This is a genomic window from Arcicella rosea, assembly GCF_040543805.1.
Classification (GTDB): domain Bacteria; phylum Bacteroidota; class Bacteroidia; order Cytophagales; family Spirosomataceae; genus Arcicella; species Arcicella rosea.
Window position 1 is genome coordinate 165,539 of record NZ_JBEUMS010000005.1, and the last position, 26,019, is coordinate 191,557.

At 33.8% G+C, this 26,019-nt stretch carries 18 protein-coding genes and 1 riboswitch; of the genes, 11 read left to right on the forward strand and 7 right to left on the reverse strand.

The window, feature by feature from the left end:
- Window positions 1-128 precede the first annotated feature (128 nt).
- Entirely contained in the window at window positions 129-710 is a 582-nt protein-coding gene (locus tag ABID42_RS08340; protein ID WP_367283253.1) for a Crp/Fnr family transcriptional regulator, read from the reverse strand.
- A 97-nt stretch (window positions 711-807) separates the two neighbouring features.
- On the opposite strand from ABID42_RS08340, the gene ABID42_RS08345 reads away from it, so the two are divergent.
- Entirely contained in the window at window positions 808-1,386 is a 579-nt protein-coding gene (locus tag ABID42_RS08345) for an HD domain-containing protein (protein ID WP_367283254.1), read from the forward strand.
- Window positions 1,387-1,584: 198 nt separating this feature from the next.
- Here the strand turns inward: ABID42_RS08345 and ABID42_RS08350 are convergent, their stop codons facing one another.
- From ABID42_RS08350 to ABID42_RS08360, 3 genes are all read right to left on the reverse strand, one after another.
- The gene (locus tag ABID42_RS08350; protein WP_367283255.1) at window positions 1,585-3,312 is read right to left on the reverse strand and encodes a RagB/SusD family nutrient uptake outer membrane protein; all 1,728 of its coding nucleotides are present in this window, start codon (window positions 3,310-3,312) and stop codon (window positions 1,585-1,587) included.
- Window positions 3,313-3,368: 56 nt separating this feature from the next.
- Window positions 3,369-6,974, reverse strand: a complete 3,606-nt coding sequence (locus ABID42_RS08355; protein WP_367283256.1) for a TonB-dependent receptor — start codon at window positions 6,972-6,974, stop codon at window positions 3,369-3,371.
- Between the two features lie 182 nt (window positions 6,975-7,156).
- Window positions 7,157-8,269 carry a FecR family protein gene (locus ABID42_RS08360; RefSeq protein WP_367283257.1) on the reverse strand — a complete coding sequence of 371 codons (1,113 nt, stop codon included), beginning with the start codon at window positions 8,267-8,269 and terminating at the stop codon, window positions 7,157-7,159.
- Between the two features lie 1,405 nt (window positions 8,270-9,674).
- On the opposite strand from ABID42_RS08360, the gene ABID42_RS08365 reads away from it, so the two are divergent.
- From ABID42_RS08365 to ABID42_RS08385, 5 genes are all read left to right on the forward strand, one after another.
- Entirely contained in the window at window positions 9,675-11,087 is a 1,413-nt protein-coding gene (locus ABID42_RS08365; RefSeq protein WP_367283258.1) for a replication initiation protein, read from the forward strand.
- Window positions 11,088-11,346: 259 nt separating this feature from the next.
- Window positions 11,347-12,300 (forward strand): AAA family ATPase, encoded by a 954-nt coding sequence (locus tag ABID42_RS08370; RefSeq protein ID WP_323259497.1) that lies wholly within the window; start codon window positions 11,347-11,349, stop codon window positions 12,298-12,300.
- A gap of 8 nt (window positions 12,301-12,308) precedes the next feature.
- A complete protein-coding gene (locus tag ABID42_RS08375) occupies window positions 12,309-13,250 on the forward strand; it encodes a hypothetical protein (RefSeq protein WP_367283259.1) in 942 nt (313 codons plus the stop codon).
- Between the two features lie 242 nt (window positions 13,251-13,492).
- Window positions 13,493-13,942 carry a hypothetical protein gene (locus ABID42_RS08380; RefSeq protein ID WP_323259493.1) on the forward strand — a complete coding sequence of 150 codons (450 nt, stop codon included), beginning with the start codon at window positions 13,493-13,495 and terminating at the stop codon, window positions 13,940-13,942.
- Window positions 13,943-14,113: 171 nt separating this feature from the next.
- The gene (locus tag ABID42_RS08385) at window positions 14,114-15,697 is read left to right on the forward strand and encodes a hypothetical protein (RefSeq protein WP_367283260.1); all 1,584 of its coding nucleotides are present in this window, start codon (window positions 14,114-14,116) and stop codon (window positions 15,695-15,697) included.
- 122 nt (window positions 15,698-15,819) lie between these two features.
- Here the strand turns inward: ABID42_RS08385 and ABID42_RS08390 are convergent, their stop codons facing one another.
- Window positions 15,820-17,001: an ATP-binding protein gene (locus ABID42_RS08390; protein ID WP_367283261.1), complete on the reverse strand. Its 1,182-nt coding sequence runs from the start codon at window positions 16,999-17,001 to the stop codon at window positions 15,820-15,822.
- 272 nt (window positions 17,002-17,273) lie between these two features.
- Here ABID42_RS08390 and ABID42_RS08395 point away from each other — a divergent pair, with 272 nt between their 5' ends.
- Both ABID42_RS08395 and ABID42_RS08400 read left to right on the forward strand, forming a co-directional pair.
- Window positions 17,274-18,044: an SDR family oxidoreductase gene (locus ABID42_RS08395; RefSeq protein WP_367283262.1), complete on the forward strand. Its 771-nt coding sequence runs from the start codon at window positions 17,274-17,276 to the stop codon at window positions 18,042-18,044.
- Window positions 18,045-18,328: 284 nt separating this feature from the next.
- Window positions 18,329-21,010, forward strand: a complete 2,682-nt coding sequence (locus ABID42_RS08400; protein ID WP_367283263.1) for a family 78 glycoside hydrolase catalytic domain — start codon at window positions 18,329-18,331, stop codon at window positions 21,008-21,010.
- Between the two features lie 104 nt (window positions 21,011-21,114).
- Here ABID42_RS08400 and ABID42_RS08405 read toward each other — a convergent pair whose 3' ends face one another.
- Window positions 21,115-21,555 (reverse strand): carboxymuconolactone decarboxylase family protein, encoded by a 441-nt coding sequence (locus tag ABID42_RS08405; protein WP_323259483.1) that lies wholly within the window; start codon window positions 21,553-21,555, stop codon window positions 21,115-21,117.
- A gap of 109 nt (window positions 21,556-21,664) precedes the next feature.
- On the reverse strand, window positions 21,665-22,333 hold the full coding sequence (locus ABID42_RS08410) for a Crp/Fnr family transcriptional regulator (protein ID WP_367283264.1): 669 nt from the start codon (window positions 22,331-22,333) through the stop codon (window positions 21,665-21,667).
- 205 nt (window positions 22,334-22,538) lie between these two features.
- Window positions 22,539-22,635, forward strand: a riboswitch (SAM riboswitch).
- 187 nt (window positions 22,636-22,822) lie between these two features.
- On the opposite strand from ABID42_RS08410, the gene ABID42_RS08415 reads away from it, so the two are divergent.
- From ABID42_RS08415 to ABID42_RS08425, 3 genes are all read left to right on the forward strand, one after another.
- Complete coding sequence (locus tag ABID42_RS08415; protein ID WP_367283265.1) at window positions 22,823-24,103, forward strand: peroxiredoxin family protein; 1,281 nt, start codon at window positions 22,823-22,825, stop codon at window positions 24,101-24,103.
- A 28-nt stretch (window positions 24,104-24,131) separates the two neighbouring features.
- The gene (locus ABID42_RS08420) at window positions 24,132-24,767 is read left to right on the forward strand and encodes a YceI family protein (RefSeq protein WP_367283266.1); all 636 of its coding nucleotides are present in this window, start codon (window positions 24,132-24,134) and stop codon (window positions 24,765-24,767) included.
- A 133-nt stretch (window positions 24,768-24,900) separates the two neighbouring features.
- The gene (locus tag ABID42_RS08425; protein WP_367283267.1) at window positions 24,901-25,845 is read left to right on the forward strand and encodes a cytochrome-c peroxidase; all 945 of its coding nucleotides are present in this window, start codon (window positions 24,901-24,903) and stop codon (window positions 25,843-25,845) included.
- The last annotated feature ends 174 nt before the right edge of the window (window positions 25,846-26,019 follow it).

The window sequence follows — 26,019 nt, forward strand, 5'->3', positions numbered from 1 at the left end:
ATGTGTTTACAAAAGAGAGAGAATCATCAACCGACAATTCTCTCTCTTTTGTATTCCTAAACGGTATTTCTTTAAATATTGTAAGCGTTTGCTTTTTTCATTACTCCCCCTCTCCTATTCTATTATTGTTAAAAATCCATCAAACCTTTTACTTTTAACTCTTTGAGCGTTCTGTTTAGGCTTCTTATGGTAATGCCTAAATAATTGGCAATTTCTTGTTTGGAAATCAGATTGGCTAAATCAGCAAAATCATCTTTTAGTCTTAACAATTTAGATTCAACAGGATGTGATTGATTATAAGAATGGCGAATGGCCTTAAAATAGATTTTATTGGCTAGAATTTTTAATATCAAACGATTAAAAGCTTCGTTTGTGTTAAGTAATTTATTGAAAAAATCCTTAGAAATTTTATACACTACTAATTCCGAAATAGCATCTATACTACAAAAACTTAGTTCATCTCTAATAACTTCTATTTCTCCAAATATCCATCCCTCTCCAAAAAATTCTTGAATAAAATCATCGCCTGTATCTTCCGTTAAATAACATTTAGCAATACCACTTTTGATAATATAGACCGAAAACACTTGTTTGTTTTCTTGTAAAATTTGACTTTTAGGCTGAAAAGTCTGCTCAATAATATTACCTTCCGTATCTGAATGATAAAGTGCGACCAAAAAATTCAATAATTCTTTATTTATTCTAAGCATTTTATCCTTGGGACAATTGTCCTTTTAAATAGCAAAAAATGATATTTCCTTTGCAAACATAAAACTAATAACAGGAATAATTAAAAAGAAGATTACAATGCAAGTTAACGAACTATTAAAGCAAATTGAATTTATCAAGGAAATTGATAAACTAAAGTATATTCAACGCAAAACGAAATTATTTAATAGCGATAGACATGAAAACGATGCCGAACACAGTTGGCATTTGGCAATGATGGTTTTGGTTTTAGCTGAACATTCTAATGAACCCATTGATGTGTTGAAAGTATTAAAAATGGTTTTGATACACGACATTGTGGAAATTGATGCTGGCGATACTTTTCTGTATGATACCACTAAAAACCATGTGAATACTGATGAAGAATTCATTGCGGCGCAACGCATTTTTGGGATTTTATCGCCCAAACAAGCACAGGAATACATTGATATTTGGCTAGAATTTGAAGAAGGGAAAAGTAATGAGGCGAAATTCGCCAAGACGATGGATAGACTTCAACCTATCTTACAAAATCGTTCTAACCAGGGCGGCACTTGGACAGAATATAATGTAAGCTACGAAACTGTTTTTGAAAAAATAAAAGGCATGCAAAAAGGCTCTGAAAGTATTTGGCAATACACAATTGCAGAATTGAATGAAGCTTTTGAGAGAAATTAATAAATTAAATATAAACAATATATAAAACACACCTACAAAACATAATACACTACAAAACAGACATTTACACAAAATATTAAATTTAATTTTTTGTACTTTACCAATATTACAAAATAGCACAAATTAAGTATTATAAAAAACAAGGGCTAACATAATATAGCCCTTGTTCTAAAAAATTATCTGAGAAAATACCTATAACTACCAACCCGTATTTTGTACAAGGCTAGGATTCAACTGTAATTGTTGTGATGGAATTGGCAATAAATAATGTTTTTCTTGCCATTGGCGACTAGTTTCTAAACGGAAATTGCCATTCACAATGTTATTTTTAATACCTGTCCAATAAGTTTCATAAGCTGTACCCGTCCAAGTGATGCCTTCAATTGGCTTTGGCATTTCTATTTCAGCCGTTTTCCAACGAATCAAATCATCTCTTCTGAAACCTTCCAAATACAATTCAATAGTACGCTCTCTTCTGATTTCTGTTCTTAAATCAAGTCCATTGGTTTGTGCAAAAGCATTGCTCAATTTAGGCATCAATTTGTTGACACGATTACGAACCAAATTCAGCGATTTATCTAAATCAAGATCTGAAATCGTTCCATTTCTTTCATAAACAGCTTCGGCATAGTTCAATAATACTTCAGCATATCTGATTACAGGAAAATCGTAGCCTTCTTGGTTGTCGTCTAAACGTCTTTCTGTACAAAATTTCTGGTTGCCGTAACCTGAAGCCGTATTTGACTTATGTTTTCCTCTTGATAAAGCTATTTCTGCGGCATCGCCTTTCCAAGTAGTTCTTGAACCAGGATTTTCATTGTCAAAATACTGCTTTCCATCCAGCATCATATTATATTTCATACGATTATCCCTGTTTTCAAATTCAGAGGTTGTCGTAGCAAAACCTTTAAACAAAGGCGATTTTTCAATTGGTAAACCATCTTTCGATAAGTACATTGTAGCAAATTTTCGAGTAATCCATACCACGTTATTCAATAAAGTATGCGTAACATTGAAACGAATTTGGCGAGAAGCAAAATCATATCTATTCGCTAAAAGATACTCCTTGTTGGCTGCTTTAGTAATATTTGCTGGATTCGACTGCTGATTTTCTAAGATAAATAAGTATTTCTGAGCAGAATCTCCCAAAGCAATTGGCGCAAACAATTCGTATTGTGTACTTTTAATTACTTCGTCTGAATTAGCAATTGATTTATCCAATAAAGTATTTGCACGAGTCGCATTTCCTCTTGATTTCTGCCAAGTTCCTTCGTATAAAGTTACTCTTCCCAAAAAGGCTTGTGCTGCACCTTTGCTAATTCTCCCTTTATCTGCTGCTGCAATCGCATTTTCAGTAGGCAAAATGGCAATAGCCGCTTCTAAATCTTGAATGATAAAATCTATTACTTCATCTCTTGTATTTCTTGGACTTATCAGTTCTGGAGAAGTAGTTGTCAATAGCTTTGATACGATAGGCACGCCACCAAATTGTTGTAATAAATCGAAGTATGTGTAAGCTCTGAAAAACTTTGCTTCAGCTACATACTTCTGAATTTCAGCGGGTTGACTATAAGTATTCGCTTTATCCAACAAATAATTAGTAGCACGTACTCTGGCATAAGCCGTATTCCAGTTTCCATCAGATGCAGGAATTGTGTTAGAGCCATTACTAAAAACCGAACCACCCGTTGTGTAAACAATATCACTTCTACGATCTGAATGTGGATTATCGTTAATCACATCAGTGAAAGTGCGTAAGTAAGTATAAAATTCGTTGGCAGCGAGTTTAAACTGGTCAGCTGTTTTCCAGTAATCAGCATCTGAAATTTCGTTGATAGGTTTCATATCAACCAAACTATTGCAACTAACATTGGTTAATAATAAACCTGCTAGTGCTATTCTTAAATATCTATTGTTAAATTTCATTTCCTTATTAATTTTAAAATTCTCAATGGTTTAATCGTCCACGATGAAAGCTCATCTTAAAAAGTTAAGTTAACACCAAAAGTAAAGTAGCGATAGAATGGGAAACGCTGGCTGAAAGTACTCACACCACTGTTGTCGCCATCACCAGCATTCGATACCGTTCTTGGTGCTTCTGGGTCCCAACCATCTTTAATTTTTGAGAATTCAAATAAATCATTTCCTGAAAAATAAACTCTTAATCTTTCGATTTTAGCTTTCTGAGTGATTGTTTTCGGAATGGTATAACCAATCACCAAGTTTTTCAATCTTAGATAAGAACCATCTTCAACAATCCAATTAGATGGGAAATAATTATAATTATTAATTGTACCTGTACTTGAAATACGAGGTAAACTTGCATCCGTTCTAGTGGGCGTCCACCATTGGTCTTGGAAAGCAGCATTCTGTGCTTGGAAAATTACTGCTACTGGAATTCTCCAGTTTCCATCACGAATAATGGTTCTTTTCCCTACACCTTGAAATATAAAGTTTAAATCAAAGCCTTTGTATTCGATTCCTCCATTGAAAGAGTAAGATAAACGAGGTTTATCTGTTCCTAGAAATACTGCATCTTCAGGGAAAGTAATTTTACCATCGCCATTTACATCTTTGTACATATTGTCTCCTAAAGCAAGTTTATTATTTGCTTGAGCCGTTTCAGCACCTGCTGGCATACCAATATTATTTCCTGTAATGTATTTTCGGTAGGCGGCTAATTGTTCAGCTGTTTGGATACGACCATCATAAACTAATCCAAAATATGAATCAATTGGATAACCTTGTACTGCACTATTAAAACCTCTATTACCACTGCTAATGATGGTTTGTCCACCAAAATCAACCAATTTATTTTGGTTATCCGAAATATTGCCCCCAATACGATAAGAGAAATCTCCGATTTTATCTCTCCAGTTCAATGATAAATCCCATCCCCAAACGGATAAATCGCCATTATTACCTTTTGGAGCAGAAGCACCCATCAAGGCAGAGTATGTTCTACTCAACAACATATTATTATTTCTTTTCCAGAAATATTCAAATGTTCCGGATAGTTTTCGGTTTAATAAAGTAAAATCAAGTCCTACGTTTTTCGATTCTAATCTTTCCCAAGTACGGTCATAAGCCACCAAAGTATTCGTTGGAGTAACACGCACCACAGGACTTGTACCAATAATTGGGTAATTGGCATCTGTAGATGAAGTAGAATATGCTAGGTTTAAGAATTGAATATAATCGTAATTATCAATACCACTTTGGTTACCCATAATTCCATAAGAACCTCTCAGTTTCAATTCATCAAATACTCCTAAATCTTTGATGAACGACTCTTCGCTCAAACGCCAGCCAGCAGATACACCATAGAATAATTTCCAACGATCTTGCGCACGGAATTTTGAAGAGCCATCGTAACGAGCATTCGCTTCTACGAAGTACTTATCTGCATAATTATAGTTCAAACGACCAAAATAACCACCTAATGCTGTATGAAACTGATTTTCTGCAACAGTTTTTGAAGTTCCGTCACCAGTACTTAAACCTAATGATGGCGGTACATTGGCCAATACATCAAAAGTTTTTGCGATATAAATGTTTTTCTCAAAACGTTCAAACTGTGCTCCTACTACTCCTTTGATATTATGACCATTCCCGATTTGTTTATCGTATTCCAAATAGCCATTCAAATTATAATTCGCCTCTTGTCTGGTTGAACGTTGATAAAAACTACGAGTTGGTAAATTTGAAAGTAAAATATCTCCTGCATAATTATACCAAGGAATAGAATTTCCTAAAGTTCTAATATCAGTATTGAACAAATAATATCCTGCAAAACCTACGGCTTTCAATTCTGGCGTGATGTTATAAGTTAAATTCAAATTGGTGTTAAAACGATTGTTGTACTCATCGTTATCGCCTCCTAAATTAGCAATTTGATTCACCGAAGCATTTCCTAAACCAGAACCCCAAATATAAGGTTTATCTGTTAATCCTAAGCCACTCAATGGTTTACCTGGTTGGTTACCGTTGTTTACAATATCGCCCAAATAAGTGGGTTGAGTAATATCTTGCTTTTCAAAAGAGATATTTGTCTCCATTCTCAACTTGCTTGAAAACTGATAATCGTGTGCCAAACGGAAATTATAACGTCTCGCTGAATTATTCCCTACTTTCAATAGACTTCCATCATCCAAATATCCCAATGAAATGCGATAACCTGCTTTTTCAGTTCTTCCAGAAATACTTAATTGATGTTCTGATGAACGAGCATTTCCCCATAACATATCTTGTTCTGTTCCATTGAAGAAGGTAAAATCTTTGACATCCGAAAACAAACTCGCACCACTTGGACTTAAAGCATCATATTCTGCTTTCGTAAGCCATTGTTTCCCAGCCGCTAAAGCTAACATAGAAACATTTCCGTAATTATACCAAATATCTGTTGGCGCAAAGCCATCAGCAGTTCTTGCTTCTTTAATCATCGGTCCCCAACCATTAATATCTACCAATTTAGGTAATAAACCTACTTTTTTCATGGAAGTAGAAGCGTTGTATTCGATGGTTACTTTACCAGATTTTCCTCTTTTGGTTGTAATCAACACCACACCACCCGCAGCTCTCGAACCATAAATGGCAGCCGCTCCGTCTTTCAAGAAGGAAATATTTTCAACATCATTCGGGTTGAATGAATTTAAAGCACTTACATTCGGTACTGGTACGCCATCCACAATGACCAAAGGCTCTGTAGCATTAGCAGATGAAGCACCACGAATTTGGAAATTCCAACCTTCACGACCGGGCTGTGCCGAACTACGAGTAACCGTTACTCCAGCAACTTGTCCTTGCAATGCCGCTAATGGACTTGAAACAGGTCCTCTATCTTTAAAAGTAGCGGCATTAACCGTTGATACTGAACCTGTTAAAGTAGCTTTTTTCGCTGTACCATAGCCGACTACAACTACTTCTTCTAAAGATTTAACGTCAGTTGCTAAAGTCACGTCTATATTTATACGTTTACCAACTGCTACTTCTTTTTTCTCAAAACCAACTGAAGAAAAAATCAAAATTGCTTTATCATCAGGTACAGCAATAGTATAATTACCAGAAACATCAGAAGAAGTACCTTTTTGTGTTCCTTTAATGGAGATATTTGCACCGGGAATCCCCTCTCCTTTTTCATCAGTAATTTTCCCTTTCACCAACTGATCTGCCAGTACTAATTCTGTACTTGTATTTTCAATTGCATTAATACTAGTAATTGTTTTTAAGCCTCTTTTTAGGATTATTCTATTACCTGCTAATTCATAATCAATTTTTAGTGGACTTAAAAGTCTGTCTAAAACCTTCTCAAGCTTCTCATTTTCAGCATTGAAAGAGATTTTCTGCTTGGCATCAAAAATTTGATGATTGTACATAAATTGTACTTCTGAAACTTTTTCAATTTTATGTAAAATAGACTCAACACTTTGATTGTTTGATTGGAAAGAAACTTTGCGTTCAAGTATTTCCTGAGCGATTGTCTTATGAGCTTGTGCGATAGTTGTAAAGACAATCGCCATAAGTACTTGATACAGACTTATTCGCATGATTTTTAAAATTGTTTTTTGAAATAGTAATCTGTTTTTCATACATTTGTTTGTTTTGTCATTGTTATGATTCGGCAAAATTCTCCCCTGTACACATTTTCGTGTGTATCATCTTAGCCAATAGATTTTGGGGACTCACAAGGCGAAGGTGTTGCAGCACTTTCGCCTTATTTTTTTGATAATTTACTGTCTAATTGAGTTATTTTATCATATATTTTATGGGTTTAAATACATCCTTTACTATAAATTATTATTTGTGCGTCGATTACTTCATACCTAGCATCAATTGTTTTACAAATCAAAAGTAATTTTTCAAACAGTGGTTCGTCGCTCAACGAGGCTGTCAGATAACATTCTTTCATTACGTCTTTATCAAAAACCACTTTCAATCCATACGATTCTTCCAATTTGGCAAACACCTCTCCTATTGGCGTATGGTTAAACTCAAATAGATTTTTCTGGATTGGCAATCCTAAAATTTCTGGTTTTTCTACCGTCGAACGAAGCATCCTTTTATCTACTTCATCAAAAACAACTTGTTGATTTGGCGTCAAAACCAAACCTTCTAATTGAGTTTGGGCTTGCTGCTTGTTTAAATTTTCTGCTGTTCTTTCAAAAACCGATACTCTTCCTGTTTTTACAACAACTTTTACTTTATTGGTTGTTTTGTCGCTTTGTACCAAAAAACTAGTTCCTAATACCTTCGTTACTAAATCGTTAGCAAATACATAAAAAGGTTTTCGTGGGTCTTTTGCAATTTCAAAAAATGCTTCTCCTTCTAAATAAACCTCTCTTTTTTCCTTAGCAAATGTTTTCGGGTAACTTATTTTACTTTCATTTTGCAAAATAACCGTACTCCCATCTGTCAAAGTAATCGCTATTTGGTGACCTGAATGGTTTTCTTGTTCTATCAAATCACTTTTAATAATTTTAGTTGCCAACGTTTGAAATATATCATTGCCGTATTCTGCACTTCCTTTGTGTGGGCTAAACCACCAGAAGCCACCTAACAACATGGCAATGGAAGCAGCAGCATAAAAAAAACGTTTTGGATTGAATAATGACCTTAATTTCGATTGCACTTCATCCTTTTCGTCTAATTTGAATTCAAGTTTTCCAAGTTCTTCTTCTATTTCGTCTTCTGAGATTTGATTAAAAGCATTTGTGATTGATAATAATACATTTTTACCATTCTCAACGTCTTCACTTTTATCAGGATTATTATCTATCCAGTTTTCCCAAAATATTGTATCGTAATCATTTCCTTCCAACACCCACCTTCTGAATGAAGCGTCAGAAGCAAAATCTTCTGGTTTAAAGTTTTTATAATGTTGCATAGGAATTATTGCACTTTATTTGGTTTCAAAGTAAAGATGTGAAAACACTTTCTGGATACTCTTTTTGAACAATAATATTTAAAAAATATTTTAAATAGCTATTTATTAAGCCTAAAAGCGTTCTAAACACGTTTTTATTGATAGCATTGGGTTCATTGTGAACCCAATGCTATCAATAAATGAACCTGTTCTATCTTCAATGTATTAAAAGAACAGAGACAATTTGAATGCTTTTAAATATCAATAAAACAAATTTATGCCCTTATATATACATTCCTAAAACTTGTTGAAAGTGAGACAAATTGAATGTAGACTAGAGACAATTTGAATGCTTTTGTTTGAAATGAAGAAATACATTCATTAATCATCAAGAGAGACTTTTTGAATGTATTTTAAAGAAAAAATAAAGTTAAAAAACACTTATAAAAGAGACAAATTGAATGCTTTTACCCAACAGTAGTGAGACTTTTTGAATTAATTTTTATTTAAAGCATAGATATTCACATAATTTTCAAAGCGAGACTTTTTGAATGTATTCTTTTCTATGACAATTCTATGACAAAAGTAATAGCCTCGCTATGAAATGAGACAATTTGAATGTTTGATAAGTACTTATTAATCAGACAACTGAGTAATTTAAGCGAAATTATCTGCTAAGTTTTATGATAATCCCTACACACAAGTGAGACAATTTGAATTAGTTTAAAATAAAAACAATCAATTAAGAATACTAGAAGAGAGACTTTTTGAATGTGCCTTGAATGCTTTTTAAATTCTCTAAAAATATTGAACAGAGACAATTTGAATTAATTTTGAGAAAGGGGAATAGTCAAACTAAAGTTAGAAACGAGACAATTTGAATGTTTTAAATTCAATTTTAATACAAATGGCTTTGTTTATGCAAAATTTTAGAGAATTATTTAAGAAAGTGCCTATTTTCAGAATATTCCAATGGAAAACGAGACAGAATGGATTGATAAAACCTTAGAAAATCGATTAGAGGAAAAAATTATTGAAAATCTTTAAAAAAAAGAATAAAATATAAAGAGACATCAATGTTTTACTCTTTGTTGATTTTATTCTTTATATTCTTTTAAATCTTTTAGGAGGCATAACTTATTGATAATGAATATATTGAAAGTCAATAAAGAGACAAATTGAATGCAGACTAGAGACAATCTGAATGTACAAGCGAGACAAACTGAATGCAGACTAGAGACAATTTGAATGTATAAGCGAGACAAATTGAATGCAGACTAGAGACAATTTGAATGTATAGTGCAAGAATGCGCTTAAAAATATATTTAAAGGATTTTGTTGATTACTCTTGAAGTATTAAATTGCAAGCGATTGTTAAAATTTAGATGTCTCTTTCCGCTGTTGATTACTATGTTTCGTGATAGTTATGGGAAATAAAAAAACGGATAAAGTTGCTAGTGCAATGGCAGCCGTATCCAATTCACCCTTCAAGTTAGTAAAAAGTAATCCTGTAATCAATGCTCGATATGATTTGAGTACGATACAGGTTAAAATACTTTTGCACATGATTTCGAAAATAGATCATACCAAAGACAGATTAGACACTATCACAATTTCAGTGCAAGAGTTTAAGAAAATCACTGGCATCAGTACCACAGCCATTTACTCTAGGATTAATATAGAATTAGATAATTTTCTCAAGAAAACTATTTATAACAAATTTGATGGAGGTTTAATCAACACCACTATCATTGCGGGTTATACTTACAATAATGGCTTAGGAAAGTTTAACATAGACTTTTCGCCTACATTAACGCCTTATTTGTTGCAATTAAAAACCAATTTCACGGTTATTGATATTCGTTCGCTTTTGCAATTGAAAAGTATTTATGCTATCAGATTTTATGAATTTTGTAAAGAATCTGAACGATTGGGCACTTTTAAGTTTGAAGTCGAAAAACTCAAAGATATTTTGGGCTTGGGCGACCGCTATGCCAAATACACAGATTTTCGCAAAAGAGTAATCAATGTGGCACAAAAAGAATTGCAAGAAACCAGCGATTTATATTTCACTTATGAAGAAAGAAAGAAAGGAAATACAGTTGTTTTATTGGTTTTTACTATTCAAAGAAATGCTAATATTTCGGTGCCAAGTGATGATATTGAAGAAGCAACGTATGAATTAATTAAAGAAAGTAAGAAAAGTATTCCTGAAAATAAGGAAGTTACAGAAATCTTGAAATTGGTAGGAGAGTATGGCGCTTCGGAAGAATTGATTCAAAGATGGTTGAAAGCTTATCCGCTAGAAAAAATTAAAGAAACAATTGCTTATGTGTTAACAGAAGCGAAAGGAGGGAAGTTAATCCGAAATATTGTAGGTTATATTATTCAATTGCTTGAAGATGAGAAGTTTGCGGAGATATTGAAAGAAAAAGAAACAAAGCAAAAAGAAGAACGAGAAAAAAAGAAAAAAGCTCATTTAGAAAAAGCCAGAGAAGAAGGCTTGAATATGAATGTGTTTAATTTGAAAAAGAAATATCATATTTATTGTCAGAACAGAATTAGTGAATTGCTGAAAACGGATTCGAATTGCTATCAATTTGTCGTTAATAAATTGGGAACTTCTTTGGAAACCCAGTTTGCCTTTGAATCATTTAAAAAACATTTTCAAGATGTTGTTTCTGCTGATAATATTATTCAATATTTAGATATCAATCCATCTTTCAATGGTGCGATTATTTCAATTGTTGAAAGTGCTTACAAACAGCAAATTCATGCTAGTTCAGAAGCGATTGCTTTACAAAAAGAAGCAAAAAAGATGGGCATCAATCTTATTTAACGAAAATCTGTCACTTCATTTCTTGTTAATAAATAAATTCTTAAATAGACGTATATAGCAATACGGTACATTTTATCTAAATTTTAGGTTTAATCTATTCAACTTAATTTGAATTTTTTCTATTGTTTTAGGGCTTTTAAGGACATTTTTTGAAAATGTATAATTATTTACAAATATTATACATTTGTTTTGTTGCATATCTGTTACAAAAAAATTAAGTTTGTAACAGATATGTAATAAAACCTAAAATCGTTTAGAAATGCTTACACAAGAAAATGCTTTGAAGTTCTTTAGACATAATCCTGCTTTGTCGATTGCGGGTATTGAAAAAGAAGCATCTTTACCTTCTGGTACTTTAAGACAAGCAGTGGCAGGAAATCGTAAATTAAATGAAAACCATTTAGTAGCATTGGAAGGCGTTTTGATGAAATACGGTTATTCTAAAGATTTGTATCAAAAAGCGAGAGTTGTCTCAGTTGTAAATCATAAAGGAGGAGTAGGAAAAACAACTACGGTTTCGTGTTTGGGAGAAGCCTTGGCGAACAAAGGCTTTAGAGTGTTGATGATAGACCTTGACCCACAAGGAAATTTATCACAAATTCTAGGGATTGAAAATCCAGAAGTACAAGTAGCTGATTCTCTGATTAATGATGCTGAATTTCCAGTTGTTCAAATACAAGAAAACCTGTTTTTGTCGCCATCGGACATTGATTTAGCCAAAGCAGAATATGAATTGATATTGTTAACTGGCGGAGATTTACGTCTTAAAAACCGCATTATTCCTTTACTGAGTGAATTTGATTATGTTTTGATAGATTGCCCGCCTTCATTAGGGAAATTAACGGTTTCGGCAATGTATGCTTCAGATGCTTGTTTGGTAACCATGTTGCCGGAAATGGCTGCTATGAAAGGCGTAAATACATTATTGGATAAAGTACATGATGTAAAGAAAAACCTCAACCCGATGTTGGATGTAGATGGTTTGGTTTTTACAATGGTAAAAAAGAATTCGGTGCATGATAATATCAAAGAAGCCGTTAGAGAGAATTTACCCATCAGAATTTTCAAAACGGAAATCAAACATTTGGTAGATTTTCAAAAAGCACAAGTAATGTTGAATACCATTTCAAAGTTTTCTGGTGCTTCAGAAGCGGCCAAATTGTACGCTGATTTCTGCAATGAATACATTGAATACCTTCAATTGGTTAAATAAGAGGAAAGATGAAAAAACTAGATTTAGGAAAAGCCATTGCAGCAACCACAAAAAGTACTTTTGTCAATAATAAATTAATATCTGACGAACAGGTTAAAAAGAGTATAGAAGTATTGGAAGAACTCAGAATGTTTATTCCGCCTCTTGGTGCAGAAGAATTTTCTTTGTTAGAACAAAATATTTTGAAAAATGGCTGTCGTGATGCTTTGACTTTGTGGGAAACCAAACGAAGTGCGATTGAAGCAAATGCGGAATATCCAGACGAACCAGTGTATATTTTGGTTGATGGACATAACCGTTTTCAGATTTGTAAACAGCACAATTTAAATTTTAGTGTGCAACTCATGCCTTTCAATTCCAAAGAGGAAGTGAAAGATTACATGATTGATTTACAATTAGGAAGAAGAAACCTTAGTTCAGAACAAATTTCATATTTCCGTGGATTAAGATTTTTGAATGAAAAAACAGGTCCAGGGAAGTATGATAGAACTGGGCATTGGGTCCACAATGAACCCAATGCTAGTTCACAAGAAAAAGGCAGAACCGTTGAAAAACTGGCGAAAGAGTATAATGTAGGGGCTTCTACCATTAAAAGAGATGCACAATTTGCAGAAGGTTTATCCAAAATTGACCCTACATTAAGAAATGAAATTCTGACGGGGAAAAGTAAGATTGACAAAAAAGTCATTCAAACTTTAGGACGAATTTCTGAAAACATTGAGCCAATCACAGCAATAAGTGATATTGAGAAAATAGTAGAAGCGAGTGGCTTAGGTATAAAAACGAGTGCTAAAAACAATAAATTAGAAGCAAGTACGCAAGATTTAAGTATTTGGATGAATACTTTATCAGCAAAAATAGAAAAGGTTTATAGCAGTAGAAGTAAAGAAGATTTTGATAATTTAAGAAATACTTTGGAAGAATATGGTGCGTATTTAGGCATTCTTTAAAGAATTTTAAATATAAAATAATAGGGTAGGAGAGGGGTATAATTTTTCACAACCGATAAATAATAAAAATCCTGAGGGTTTATGCCTCAGGATTTTGTTTTAAAAATGTATGTATCTTTATTATTTTTTGTGTTAAGATGTGTTTAAAATTAAGAATCAAGCAATAAAGGCTTTTTAATTCAGCAGAATTTGATAATTTTTGTAAATAAATTCAAAATTCCACATTTTAATATTTTAAAATTATGAATTACGTTGTCATCAAAGGTAGTACGAGTCAGGGAGGGAATATGCTTTCTGATAGAGAGATTTCACAAATCAATGGCGATGCAAACAGAATACATCAATCACTGAAACCTGAGTTACTAGAAAAGCTCAACAGAATTCTAGCTGATGAAGAAGTAGCGAATTTCTTTTATGCCAAACTTTACACTACAGTTTTACAATTGCTTTTCAACACCACCAAAATGCCTGAAGATAACACACCATTGAAAATGCAAGATGTTTTAGAACCGCTTGGAATCAAGTATTTTCAGTATAAAGCATTATTACAAGGCAAAGGGAAAGCATCTACATTAAACCAGCTCATCCATGCTTTAGCACTTCAAGGAATTGATTACAGCAAATTACTACATTCTGAGGCTTTGATTGAAATGGCGGATAATTACATGACGCACGTTTTAGGAAAGCAGTAAATCCTTCTATATTTTCTTTTACAAGGAATCGGATTCGCTTGCCGAATTATTTGATTAAATATTTTCACAGTTTAGGGTATATCGTCTTACTTTTTCATTCTTTATTCAAATCTGTAAGGACAAGTAATGTTTAGCGTTTAATTTAACATTGCTTAATCGATTTATCTAAAAATGCGAAAAATAATAATTCTGATTTTAAGTATTCTTTCTTTTGTAAGTCATGCTCAAGTTTGGCAATGGTCTGTGCCTGTGAAAGGAATGATTCATCCAGAAACAAATGACAAGCCACAGGCTTTTCTTTGGATTCCAGAAAATTGTAAGCAAGTAAAAGGCGTAGTTCTTTGTATGCACAATATGGTGGAAGAAGGAATGTTGGAAAATGCCAATTTCCGTAAAACGATGGCAGAAGTTGGTATTGCGGAAATCTGGATAACGCCGGGTTTAGATATTACTTTCGATTTTCATAAAGGTATTCAAGAGCATTTTCAAACGATGATGAATGACCTTGCCCAAGTTTCTGGCTATACAGAATTAGTAACAGCTCCCATAATTCCAATGGGGCATTCAGCAATGGCGAGTTATCCTTGGAATTTTGGTGCTTGGAATCCAAATCGTACTTTGGCAATCGTATCAATTCATGGCGATACTCCTCAAACAAATTTGACAGGAAGTGGTCGCCCAAATCCAAATTGGGAGAATCGTACTATTGAAGGCGTTCCTAGTTTATTCGTTATTGGCGAATACGAATGGTGGGAAGCTCGCTTGAAACCCGGTTTTGATTATGTCGTAAAATATCCTAAAACGCCCATTTCATTTTTTGCTGATGCTGGTCACGGACATTTTGATTATAGCAATGCGATGGTCGATTATGTGGCGATGTTTATCAAAAAAGCAGCAAAGTATCGTTTGGCAAAAACAGGTAATCAAATACTTAATCCAATAAATCCAGCGAAAGGCTGGTTGATGGACAGATGGAGAAAGGATAGCCTTCCTATAGCAAAAGCGTCAGCTTATTCAAATTATCAAGGAAATCGGGAACAATCATCTTGGTGTTTTGATAAAGAAATGGCAGATAGGACGGAAACATTTTATGCTAAAGCTCGTGCTAAGAAACAGCAATATATTGGTTTTGTGCAAAATAATAAGGTGTTGCAACCTATAAAAACACATGTAAATTATCAATTAAAATTTATGCCTTTGGAAGATGGAATAAGTTTTAGATTAAAAGCATTTTTTGCGGATACTTCCAGAATAAAAGCAGTTTCAGATTTTGCTTCAAGTCAATTGAGTATTGACCGTATTTGTGGACCAGTGAAAAAACTAGATGATTCAACCTTCCAAATCAGCTTTTATAGAATGGGTTTTAATAATCCTAAAAGGAGCAATGATATTTGGTTATTGGCTCATAATGAAGGAGATAAGTATTATAAATCAGCTGTTCAACAATTGGATATGCGTTTTCCTTTGAAAAATACTGAAGGAATAGCTCAGGAAATCACTTTTAAGAATATTGCTAATCAGAAGGTTCGTATTAAAAAAATAGCATTGAATGCTTCTTCAAATGCCAATTTAGCAGTTCAATTTTATGTAAAAGAAGGACCTGCCTATATCAAAGATAATCAAGTGTTTTTTACTAAAATTCCACCTAAAGCAAAGCTTCTTATGAAAGTAAGTATTGTTGCTTGGCAATATGGTATTGCAGGAAAAGTGCAATCAGCTGAACCTGTCGAACGAGTATTTTATTTAGAAAGATAAAGAAAATTAATATTAGCCATTTTAGAAATCGATAAGATATATTATTGAGAGTGTAATGAAGTAAATAGTTCTTTATTCCTGCATATTTAAAATGTAATTTTGAATATGCAGGAATAAAATTATTAAAGTTGATAATTGTTTAAGCCAAACTTTGCTAAGTTTAGGGCTAAAGTAGCAATCGAACAAACCCAAACGTTGGGTCGAAGTTCATAGTCTTGAGCGGATGGAGTAACAACCAATAAAGGCGGATTGCCTACATCTTGCAATGAAATACTGTTGCCTTTTGAAAGTGTTGGCGAGTCTGATAATTTAATTTCGATAGCGAGTTTAATACCTAAACCTTGCTCAATGACCAAATCCAGTTCGGCGCCATCTTGTGAACGATAATAAAATGGCAAAGCATCTTGTGGCAAAATACTGATGATTTCTTGAATAATATACCCTTCCCAAGAACCACCAGCAACGATATGCCCCAAAAGATTATTGAAATCTTTGATGTTTAATAAATGATGCAGAAGTCCGCTGTCACGAATATAAATTTTAGGACTTTTTACTAAGCGTTTACCAATATTGACAAAATAAGGTTGTAAACGACGTACGAGAAAGGCTTGTTCTAAAAAGTCAATGGCATTTTTTACTGTTGGCTGACTTACTCCCAATGAATTTGCTAAAGTAGAATAATTTAAAATTCCACCTTGAATACTAGCAAGCATCATTAAAAGTCGGCGCATGAGTAATGGCGAAACAGAAAGTCCTAATTGAGGTAAATCTCTTTCAAGATAACTAATCAAAAAATCATTCAGCCAAAGATTTTTGATTCGTTCATTTTTGGGTAAATAAGCCGCTGGAAATCCGCCCCAAAGCCAGTGGTTTTGATAACTTTCTGGAGCAATTTCACGATAATGCAAAGGGTGCATTTCTAAATATGAAATTCGTCCAGCGAGCGATTCAGCTGTATTTTTTAGTAAATCTGGCGAAGCCGAACCCAAAAGTACAAATCGACCTGCTTCACGTTGTTGATCGATTAAACCACGGAGTAAGACAAAAATATTAGGTAGCCGATGAATTTCATCTAAAATAACAGTTTGATGCTGTAGGTTTTTAAGAAATAATTCAGGGTCAACTGTAAATTTATTCAAATCAGAGGGTATCTCTAAGTCAAAATAGATACTTTCTTTCGATAACTCGTTTTGAATTGCCTTAACCAAAGTCGTTTTTCCTACTTGTCTAGGACCCAATATCGCCGAAACAGGAAAATTATTTACCCTAAAAAGTAATTCTGAACTAAGTTCTCGTTGAATCATAATGATAAAATTTATTCCTGTAAATTTAAAATTATATTTTTAAATTGCAGGAATAAATTTAAGAAAATTGCTAACTGACTACTTAAATTTGTATTGATAGAAAAGACTGTGATTAAATATTTTTGGATAATTTCGTCTCAACCACGACAAATATTATTGAAATGTGCCTTTTCTCTGATAAAATTTCAAAGAGAATAGCTTGATTAACTTGAAAAGTATATTGTTTTGTAACATTAACGAGATTATTATAAAGCATTTATAACAAAACAAAAATGAACACGCTCGATTTATTTCGCCTTGAAGGCAAAATTGCATTAGTAACAGGTTGTAAAAAAGGAATCGGAAAAGCAATGGCTTTGGCTTTGGCAGAAGCTGGTGCTGATATTATTGGCGTTTCGGCTTCCTTGGAACTCGAAGGTAGCCAAGTAGAAAAAGAAGTAAGTGCATTGGGCAGAAATTTCAAAGCCTATCAATGTGATTTTTCGGATAGAAATGCTCTTTATACTTTTATCAATCAAGTAAAAACTGATTTTCCAGTCATTGATATTTTAGTGAATAATGCAGGTACAATTTTAAGAAATCCTGCTGCAGAACATTCAGATGAATATTGGGATAATGTACTGAGTATTAATTTGGATGCTCAATTTATACTTACTCGTGAAATTGGTAAAGTGATGATAGCCCAAGGTTCTGGAAAAATTGTATTCACGGCTTCTTTACTGACTTTCCAAGGTGGAATTAATGTGCCGAGTTATGCGGCAAGTAAAGGCGCTATTGGAAGTTTGGTAAAAGCTTTTGCTAACGAGTGGGCATCAAAAGGTATTAACGTGAATGCCATTGCACCGGGTTATATCGCTACAGACAATACGGAAGCTTTGCGTGGAGACGAAAATCGTTCAAAAAGTATTTTAGATAGAATTCCTGCTGGACGTTGGGGAGAAACGGAAGATTTTAAAGGAGCAACAGTTTTCCTTTGTTCGGATGCTTCAAAATATGTACAAGGAACAATTTTAACCGTGGATGGCGGTTGGATGGGACGATAATTTCTAACCACTTATATATACTCGAACGCCTCGGAAACGGGGCGTTTTTGTTTGATTAAGATTTTAAGTTCAATCAATTTGTTATAAGCAGGACAAGGTAGTGTAGCATGAAATAATGGCGTATTTAAAGGTAAGTACATGAGAGTACTTGTTTTATTCCAAGATATATTTATACTTATTTGATGGTGATGTATATTGAAGAGCCTTGGTCTTAAACGCTTACTTTTAAATGTGCTCATTATCAGTGTTTTATAAAATTTATCTTATCCAATTTTCAAATTAACATGAAATTAAAACTATTATTTCTCCTTTGCTTTTTAATGGCAAATACACTGTTTGCTCAGTTAAAGCTCCAAAATCTCAGAACTGAAAACCAACAGAACCCAATTGGTATTGATGCTGAAAAGCCAAGATTTAGCTGGCAACTCGTTTCAGAAAAGAAAAATGTAAAGCAAATTGCTTATGAAATTCAAGTAAAAAATGGTAGAAATGTCATCTGGAATAGTGGGAAAGTAAACGCTGAAACATCTATTTTTAATGCTTATCAAGGAGAAAAACTGTCTTCAAATACGCTTATTACTTGGAAAGTAAGAGCTTGGGATAATCAAGGACAAACGTCAGAATGGGCAATTGCCAATTTTCAAACAGCTTTAAATAAAAGCGATTGGAAAGCAAAATGGATAAATTCAGGTTTTGTAAACGACACCGTAAATGGTGTTGTGCCGATGTTCAGAAAGAGTTTTGACACAAAAAAGAAAATCGTCAATGCAACGGCTTTTGTAACGGCAAGAGGTTTGTATGAAATCCAATTGAATGGCAAAAGAGTAGGAGATGCTTTTTTAACACCTGGTTGGACGAGCTACAACAAACATTTGCAATACCAAGCGTATGATGTTACCCATTTGGTTACTTCTGGAAAAAATGCTATCGGTGCAACTTTGGGAAGTGGTTGGTACAGAACACGTTTAGCTTGGCTAAAACAGCGAAATATTTATGGAAAAGAAACAGCTTTACTTTTTCAATTGGAATTGACTTACTCGGATGGTTCAAAAGAAAGTATTGTTTCGGATAATTCGTGGAAAGTGGCAGAAAGTGATATTCGTTTCGCTGAAATTTATGATGGCGAAGTAATTGATGCCCGTAAAAGAACAGCTAATTGGGCAAGTGTGGCATTTAATGATGCTAATTGGAAAAATGCCGTAGAGAAAAATTTCCCTACTGATTATCTCAATGCTTCAGTGAATGAACTCATTAAAAAGCATGAAACTTTTAAACCAGTAAAAGTATTCAAGGCAACCAATGGCGAAACGATTTTAGATTTCGGACAAAATTTGGTTGGTTGGATAACACTTTCGGCACAAGGAAAAGCGGGCGATAAAATTACACTTTCGCATTTTGAAATGATGGATAAATTTGGAAATCCGTACTTTACCAACCTTCGTTCGGCAAAAGCACAAGCTACTTATATTTTAAGTGGAAATGGTAAAGATTTCTTCGAGCCACATTTTACTTTCTTTGGTTTTAGGTATGTGCGAGTAGAAGGCATGGAAGGGAAAATCAATCCAGAAGATTTTACCGCTTATGCCTTGTATTCGGATATGGAACAAACTGGAAACTTTGAAACCTCAAATCCTTTGGTGAATCAATTACAGAAAAATATTCAGTGGGGACAAAAAGGTAATTTCTTAGATGTTCCGACCGACTGCCCGCAACGTGATGAGCGTTTGGGTTGGACTGGCGACGCCGAAGTATTTTCAAGAACGGCAGCTTATAATTTCAATGCCAATCAGTTTTTTGCAAAATGGTTGAAAGATGTAACAGCAGACCAATTTCCAAACGGAGCAGTACCGCACGTAATTCCAAATGTGTTGAATGATGGACCATCGCAAGCGGCTGGTTGGGGCGATGCAGGAATTATCATTCCGTATAACGTTTATGTCGCTTTTGGCGATAAACAAGTGCTTGAAAACCAATACGAAACGATGAAGAAAAGTGCAGAGTATATCCATAAAGCTGCTAAAAATGATTTATGGAATACTGGTTTTCAGTTTGCCGACTGGCTTTCGTATCGTGTTGACGATTCAAAAGGAATGATTGGGATGAAATCTGCCATTACTGATAATTATTTGGTAGCACAATGTTTTTACGCTTACAGTGTGCAGTTGATGATTAACACGGGTAAAATATTAGGCAAAACAGAGGATGTTCAAAACTATGAAAAGCTTTTAGGGAGAGTCAAAAAACAATTCCAAAAAGAATATATGACAGAATCTGGAAAATTGATTTCTGAAACACAAACGGCATATATTTTGGCTTTACAATTTGATATGTTACCTGAAGCTCTTCGTCCGCAAGCAGTTGAAAGATTGGTGAATAATATCAAATCGTACAACTATCACTTAACGACGGGTTTCTTAGGAACGCCTTTCTTGAACCCAGTCTTGAGCCGATTTGATAGAAATGATGTAGCTTATAAATTGCTTTTACAAGATACTTACCCGTCTTGGTTATATCCAATCAAAACGCATGGTGCAACAACTATTTGGGAACGTTGGGATAGCATGAAACCAGACAGTACTTTTCAAGATCCAGGTATGACTTCCTTCAATCACTACGCTTATGGAGCAGTAGGCGACTGGATGTACAGAAACATTGCAGGCATTGATACCAAAGAATTTGATGGTGCAGGTTACAAAGAAATTGTCATCAAACCGCAAATAGGAGGGGGGCTTACTTATGCCAAAGGTATCTTGAAAACTAATTACGGAGTAGTTGCTTCTGCTTGGAAAATAGACAATGGAAAACTTTCATGGGAAGTAGAAATTCCAGCAAATACTACCGCAACGCTGACTTTTCCGACTAAAAAGATAGCTTCCATTATTGAAAATGGCACGAGCCTTAAAGTGAGTCAGGAGGGAAGTTTGGAGTTAGGTTCAGGGAAATATGCTTTTGTGATGGAGCTTTAGGGTTATCTTAAATGTTCAAGAAACTATTTAAATTTTTCTATTAGCGGGTGTAATTCGCCCGCTAATAGAAAAATTAATTTTTATTTTTAGAAATCTTTCCAACATTAATGAGCCACTGGTAGCTGAGTACTAATAGCAATGCGATTCCAAGCGTTAATGGTTACTGCTACCATAATAAGCTGTGCAATGTAACTTTCACTAAAAATGGTTTTTGCTTTTTGATAAGTTTTGTCAGAAAGACCTCCTAAATGGATAAGCGTAATTTCTTCAGCAATTGCCAATACAACCTTCTCCTCTTCGCTGAAAATATCTGTTTCTTTCCAAGCATTTAATAAGAAAATACGTTTGGTAGTTTCTCCATTTTTAATTGCATCTGTCGTGTGTAAATCAATACAAAAAGCACAAGCGTTGATTTGGGATGCTCTTATTTTGATTAATTCTTTATGTGTTTTACTTACTTCTGTTGAAGCCAAATAAGTTTCTAAACCATACATTGCTTTCCAAGCAGCTGGTTGTACATCTTGAATTTTAATTCTCTGTTCCATTTCCTTTGATTGATATTATGTTGTTTTAAATATTACCTTACAAAGGTCGGTCACAGAATTTCAAAAAAACTTAAGCTGGTTTAAGTAAGCATTTATGGTTTAAATTTAATTAATGTTTCATACTTTTTTTTCTTAATTCACTAAGATACTCAGGGGTAAATCCCAAGAAAGAAGCCAATATTTTCTGCGGAATGCGTTGAATAAATTGAGGATATTTACTACTAAACAACTGATAAAATGCTTCTTTGGAAAAAGTAAAAATGTGCTTCACTCTCAATAAAGAAGCCGCATAAGCTCTTTGATAGATTTTATTAAAATAGCGTTCCATTTGCGGAAAATCTTTCAGTAATTCTTCTAAAGTATCTCTATCAATCTCCATTACTTCCGTCGTTTCGATGGCTTGAATACTGAATTCAGCTGTTTTTCCACTATGAAAAGCTGTGAGGTCTGTCATCCACCAGCCTTCTATCGCAAACTGTATCGTTTGCTCAATCCCTTTATCATCACAAAAAAACAAACGTAAGCACCCTCTATCGACAAAATATAATGTTTTGCAAGATTGATTCTCTTGTAGCAAACAGGCTTTTTTTTCATAAACACGAGGCTTAAAATAAGTTAATATTTGAGTAATATCAGTCTCTGAGATTGAAATTTGTTGTGCTATATGCTTTCCTAAAAATGCTGACATTGGCTTATTACTTGTTTTTACAGAAAAATGAGATATTGGAAATGTTATAAAAATATTAGTAGTCTTGGAAAAGTAAAGATTTTCTTTCAAGATTATAAATACAAAATAAAGTATTTTATTGCTCTTCCAACTGGTGCAAGTACTCACACTTGCCATCATTATGATGCCTTGAATGACTCTAATTAAACCTTTTTCCTAGTCACAAATCTCCAAGAAAATTATTTTTTTGAGTTTTTTTACTCAAACACTTGTTTTTCTAAAATTAAATTAATTAACTTTGCCTATAGAATTAATAGATTTATAAAGAACGAAGCGAGAGACTAGGCTCAATGACCTTCTGGCAACCTGTTAGCCACCAACAAGGTGCCCCAACCTAATTCTAAGGATAAATCGTACATACAATCAATTTTTTTACGATGATGCTTGATTAAGCATTGATGGGAATTGCGTTTTTGCCATTTCACCTTCAATACTGTATCAATTAATAAGTATTTATTTATAGTGTAATCAAAATTACGATTGTATAATATACTTAATCTATAAGCTTAATAGAATAATAGAAACAACCGACTGAATCAAATGAAAACTAAAAACCAATTACTATCAATCGCTTATTTAGCTGTAGGCTCATTGACGTTCAACGCTGCAAATGCACAAAATAAATTTATCAAAGAAGGGGTTTGGCGTGGTGAATTTAAAGTGAATGAAGTACAAGTTCCTTTTAATTTCGAGGTAAAAGGAAAGGATGCTGAACACGCAACTTTCACTTTAATCAATGGCTCAAGAAGAGATGATTTTCATGTACAGCAAATTGCGAAAGATTCAGTATTTATCAAAATGAATACTTATGATGCTGCACTAGTCGCAAAAGTGAATGATGATGGAACGCTGTCGGGTGTGTACAAAAGTCTTGTCCCTAATTTCAAAGGAAATTTCCTTCCATTTGTAGCTGAATATGGTAAAACTTATCGTTTTGTAGAACCTGCAAAAGAGATTCAATCAAACCATAATTTATCAGGAAAATGGGCAATTAAAATACTTAGCAAAGAACCTGTAGCCGACCAAATCGCTGTTTTTGAGCAAAAAGGAAATAAACTCAAAGGCGTATTTCTGAAAGTAACGGGTGATACTCGTGAATTAGAAGGAATTGTTCAAGGCGATGAATTTACATTAACTGGTTTTTCTGGACCAAGTCCTTGGTTAATTCGTGGAAAAATAAATCCTGATAAAAGTATCACGGGAGAAGTCGGCTTAGGCATTTATAACAATGTAAAATTTGAAGGCGTAAAAGATAAAAAAGCAGAATTACCAGATCCTTACGCACTTACTTTCTTGAAAGAAGGCTATGAAAAACTTGATTTTACTTTGCCAGATTTGAACGGAAAACAAGTTTCATTAAGCGATGATAAATACAAAGGCAAAGTAGTAATTGTTGAAATAATTGGTACTTGGTGCCCGAACTGTACAGATCAAACACAGTTTTTATCGCCTTGGTATAAGGCCAACAAAACTCGTGGTGTTGAAGCAATCGCTGTTGGTTTTGAACAAAAAGACGATTTAGCTTATGCAAAATACACCTTAGGAAAACTAAAAGAAAAGTACGACATCCAATACGATATTTTATTTGGAGGTATTGCAGATAAAAAGGTTGCTTCAGAAAAATTTGTAGCCCTCAATAAAATGATAGCTTTCCCTACGACTATCATCATCGGCAGAGATGGAAAAGTAAAACAAATTCATACGGGTTATACGGGTGAAGTAACAGGGAAATACTTCAAACAATATGTTAAAAAATGGAACAAAGAATTAGATAAACTCATTGCAGAACCTGTTCCAAGTACAGAAGTAGCTTTAAAATAAAATCAATCTTCATTTAAATAATTTAATCATGAAAAAAATCACGCTTATCCTAACGAGTGTATTGGCTTTAGCAATTGGTGCAAAAGCAAACGACAAAAACAAAGGTAACGATACTGTTTATACAGTTGATAGCCAGTCAAGTAAACTTGTCTGGACAGGCAAGAAAGTAACAGGCGAACATACAGGAAATATTTCTTTGAGTACTGGAAGTTTAGTAACAGCCAACAATAAACTAAAAAGTGGCACTTTTGAAATTGACTTAACGTCGCTAACAGTAACCGATTTGACTGACAAAGATTATAATGCCAAATTGGTTGGACATTTAAAAGCAGACGATTTTTTTAGTGTAGAAAAATTCCCTAAAGCAAAATTTGTAACTACTTCTGTTGTATCGAAAGGAGGTGAGAATTATGAAATTTCAGGAAAACTTACCATCAAAGGCATTACTAATGAGGTGAAGTTTCCAGCTACTGTAAAAGTAGAAAAAAACAAAACGACGGCTCAAGCTAAAATTTTGGTTGACCGCACCAAGTATGATATTAAGTTTCGTTCAAAAAACTTTTTTGAAAACCTTGGCGACAAAGCCATCGACAATGATTTTGAGTTAGCCGTTAATTTGGTAGCTCAAACAGGAACAGCCGCAGCAAAAGCTACAGGTAAATAAGTATGCGATTCACTATTTTAAGGGCAGATAAATAGTGAATCTGTAAATACTTATGAAATTTAGAGGTACAAAAATCTTTGAGCTTTGTACCTCTAAATTTCTAACGCTTCTTTTTATTTTTAAATGAATTACGATGAAAAAGTACTTCTACATACTCACGTTAGCTTGTATAGTTTTGATGAGTTTTCAGTATCGTTTGCAAGAAAATGAGCCTATTACGAAAGTAACTTTAGGAGAGAAATTATTTTTTGACCCAATTTTGTCTTCTAAACGTACTTTGAGTTGTGCATCATGCCATAAACCAGAATTGGCTTTTGCAGATACCACACAATTTAGTGTAGGTGTTGATGGTATTCTGACAGATAGAAATACTCCTTCTGCTATGAACTTAGCAGGTAGAATTCATTTATTTTGGGATGGTCGTTCTAATTCACTAGAAGAACAAGCTATTCAGCCCATCATCTCTACCACTGAAATGAATTTGCCCATTGAACAAGCAGTAGCAAGGTTGAATGAAGATAAAGTATATAGTAGAGCGTTCAAGAAAATTTATAAATCTCAAGTAACTGAAAAACTCTTGGGAGACGCCTTGGCAGCTTATCAAAAAACACTAGAAACCGCCAATACTCCTTATGACCGCTACATTAATGGAGATGATTCGGCGATGAGTCAGGAAGCAATTCGTGGACGACTTATTTTTATTGGAAAAGGGAATTGTTCCAATTGCCATGCTGGAGAAGATTTTACGGCGGATAGATTTAAAAATATTGGATTGTTCGATGGTAAAAAGCACAATGATGTAGGCAGATTTAAAATCACAAAAGATTCTAGTCATTTAGGACATTTTAAAGTGCCGGGTTTACGAAACGTTGCCATTACGCCTCCGTATATGCACAACGGTGTGTTCAAAACCTTGCGTGAAGTAATAGAATATTACAACCAACCTGACGCTTTTGTGAAAAATGGCGTCAATAGAGATTTATCCCTCAGTACGCCATTAGGACTTAGTAAAACAGAAATTAATGAGTTAGAGGCTTTCTTAAAAGCTTTGACAGACGATAGATTCTTGAAGAAGTAATCATATTTTGGATAATTTCCTTAAACCAAACATACCTTTTTATTGCTACATTTTTTATATCCATTAACAATTTAAACCTAATAATTATGGTGAGACTCATTAAGTTTCATTTGGTCTATCATGACCGATGCCTGTCAGTTTACTTTAGTTAATCATCTTCCAACAAAATATCGT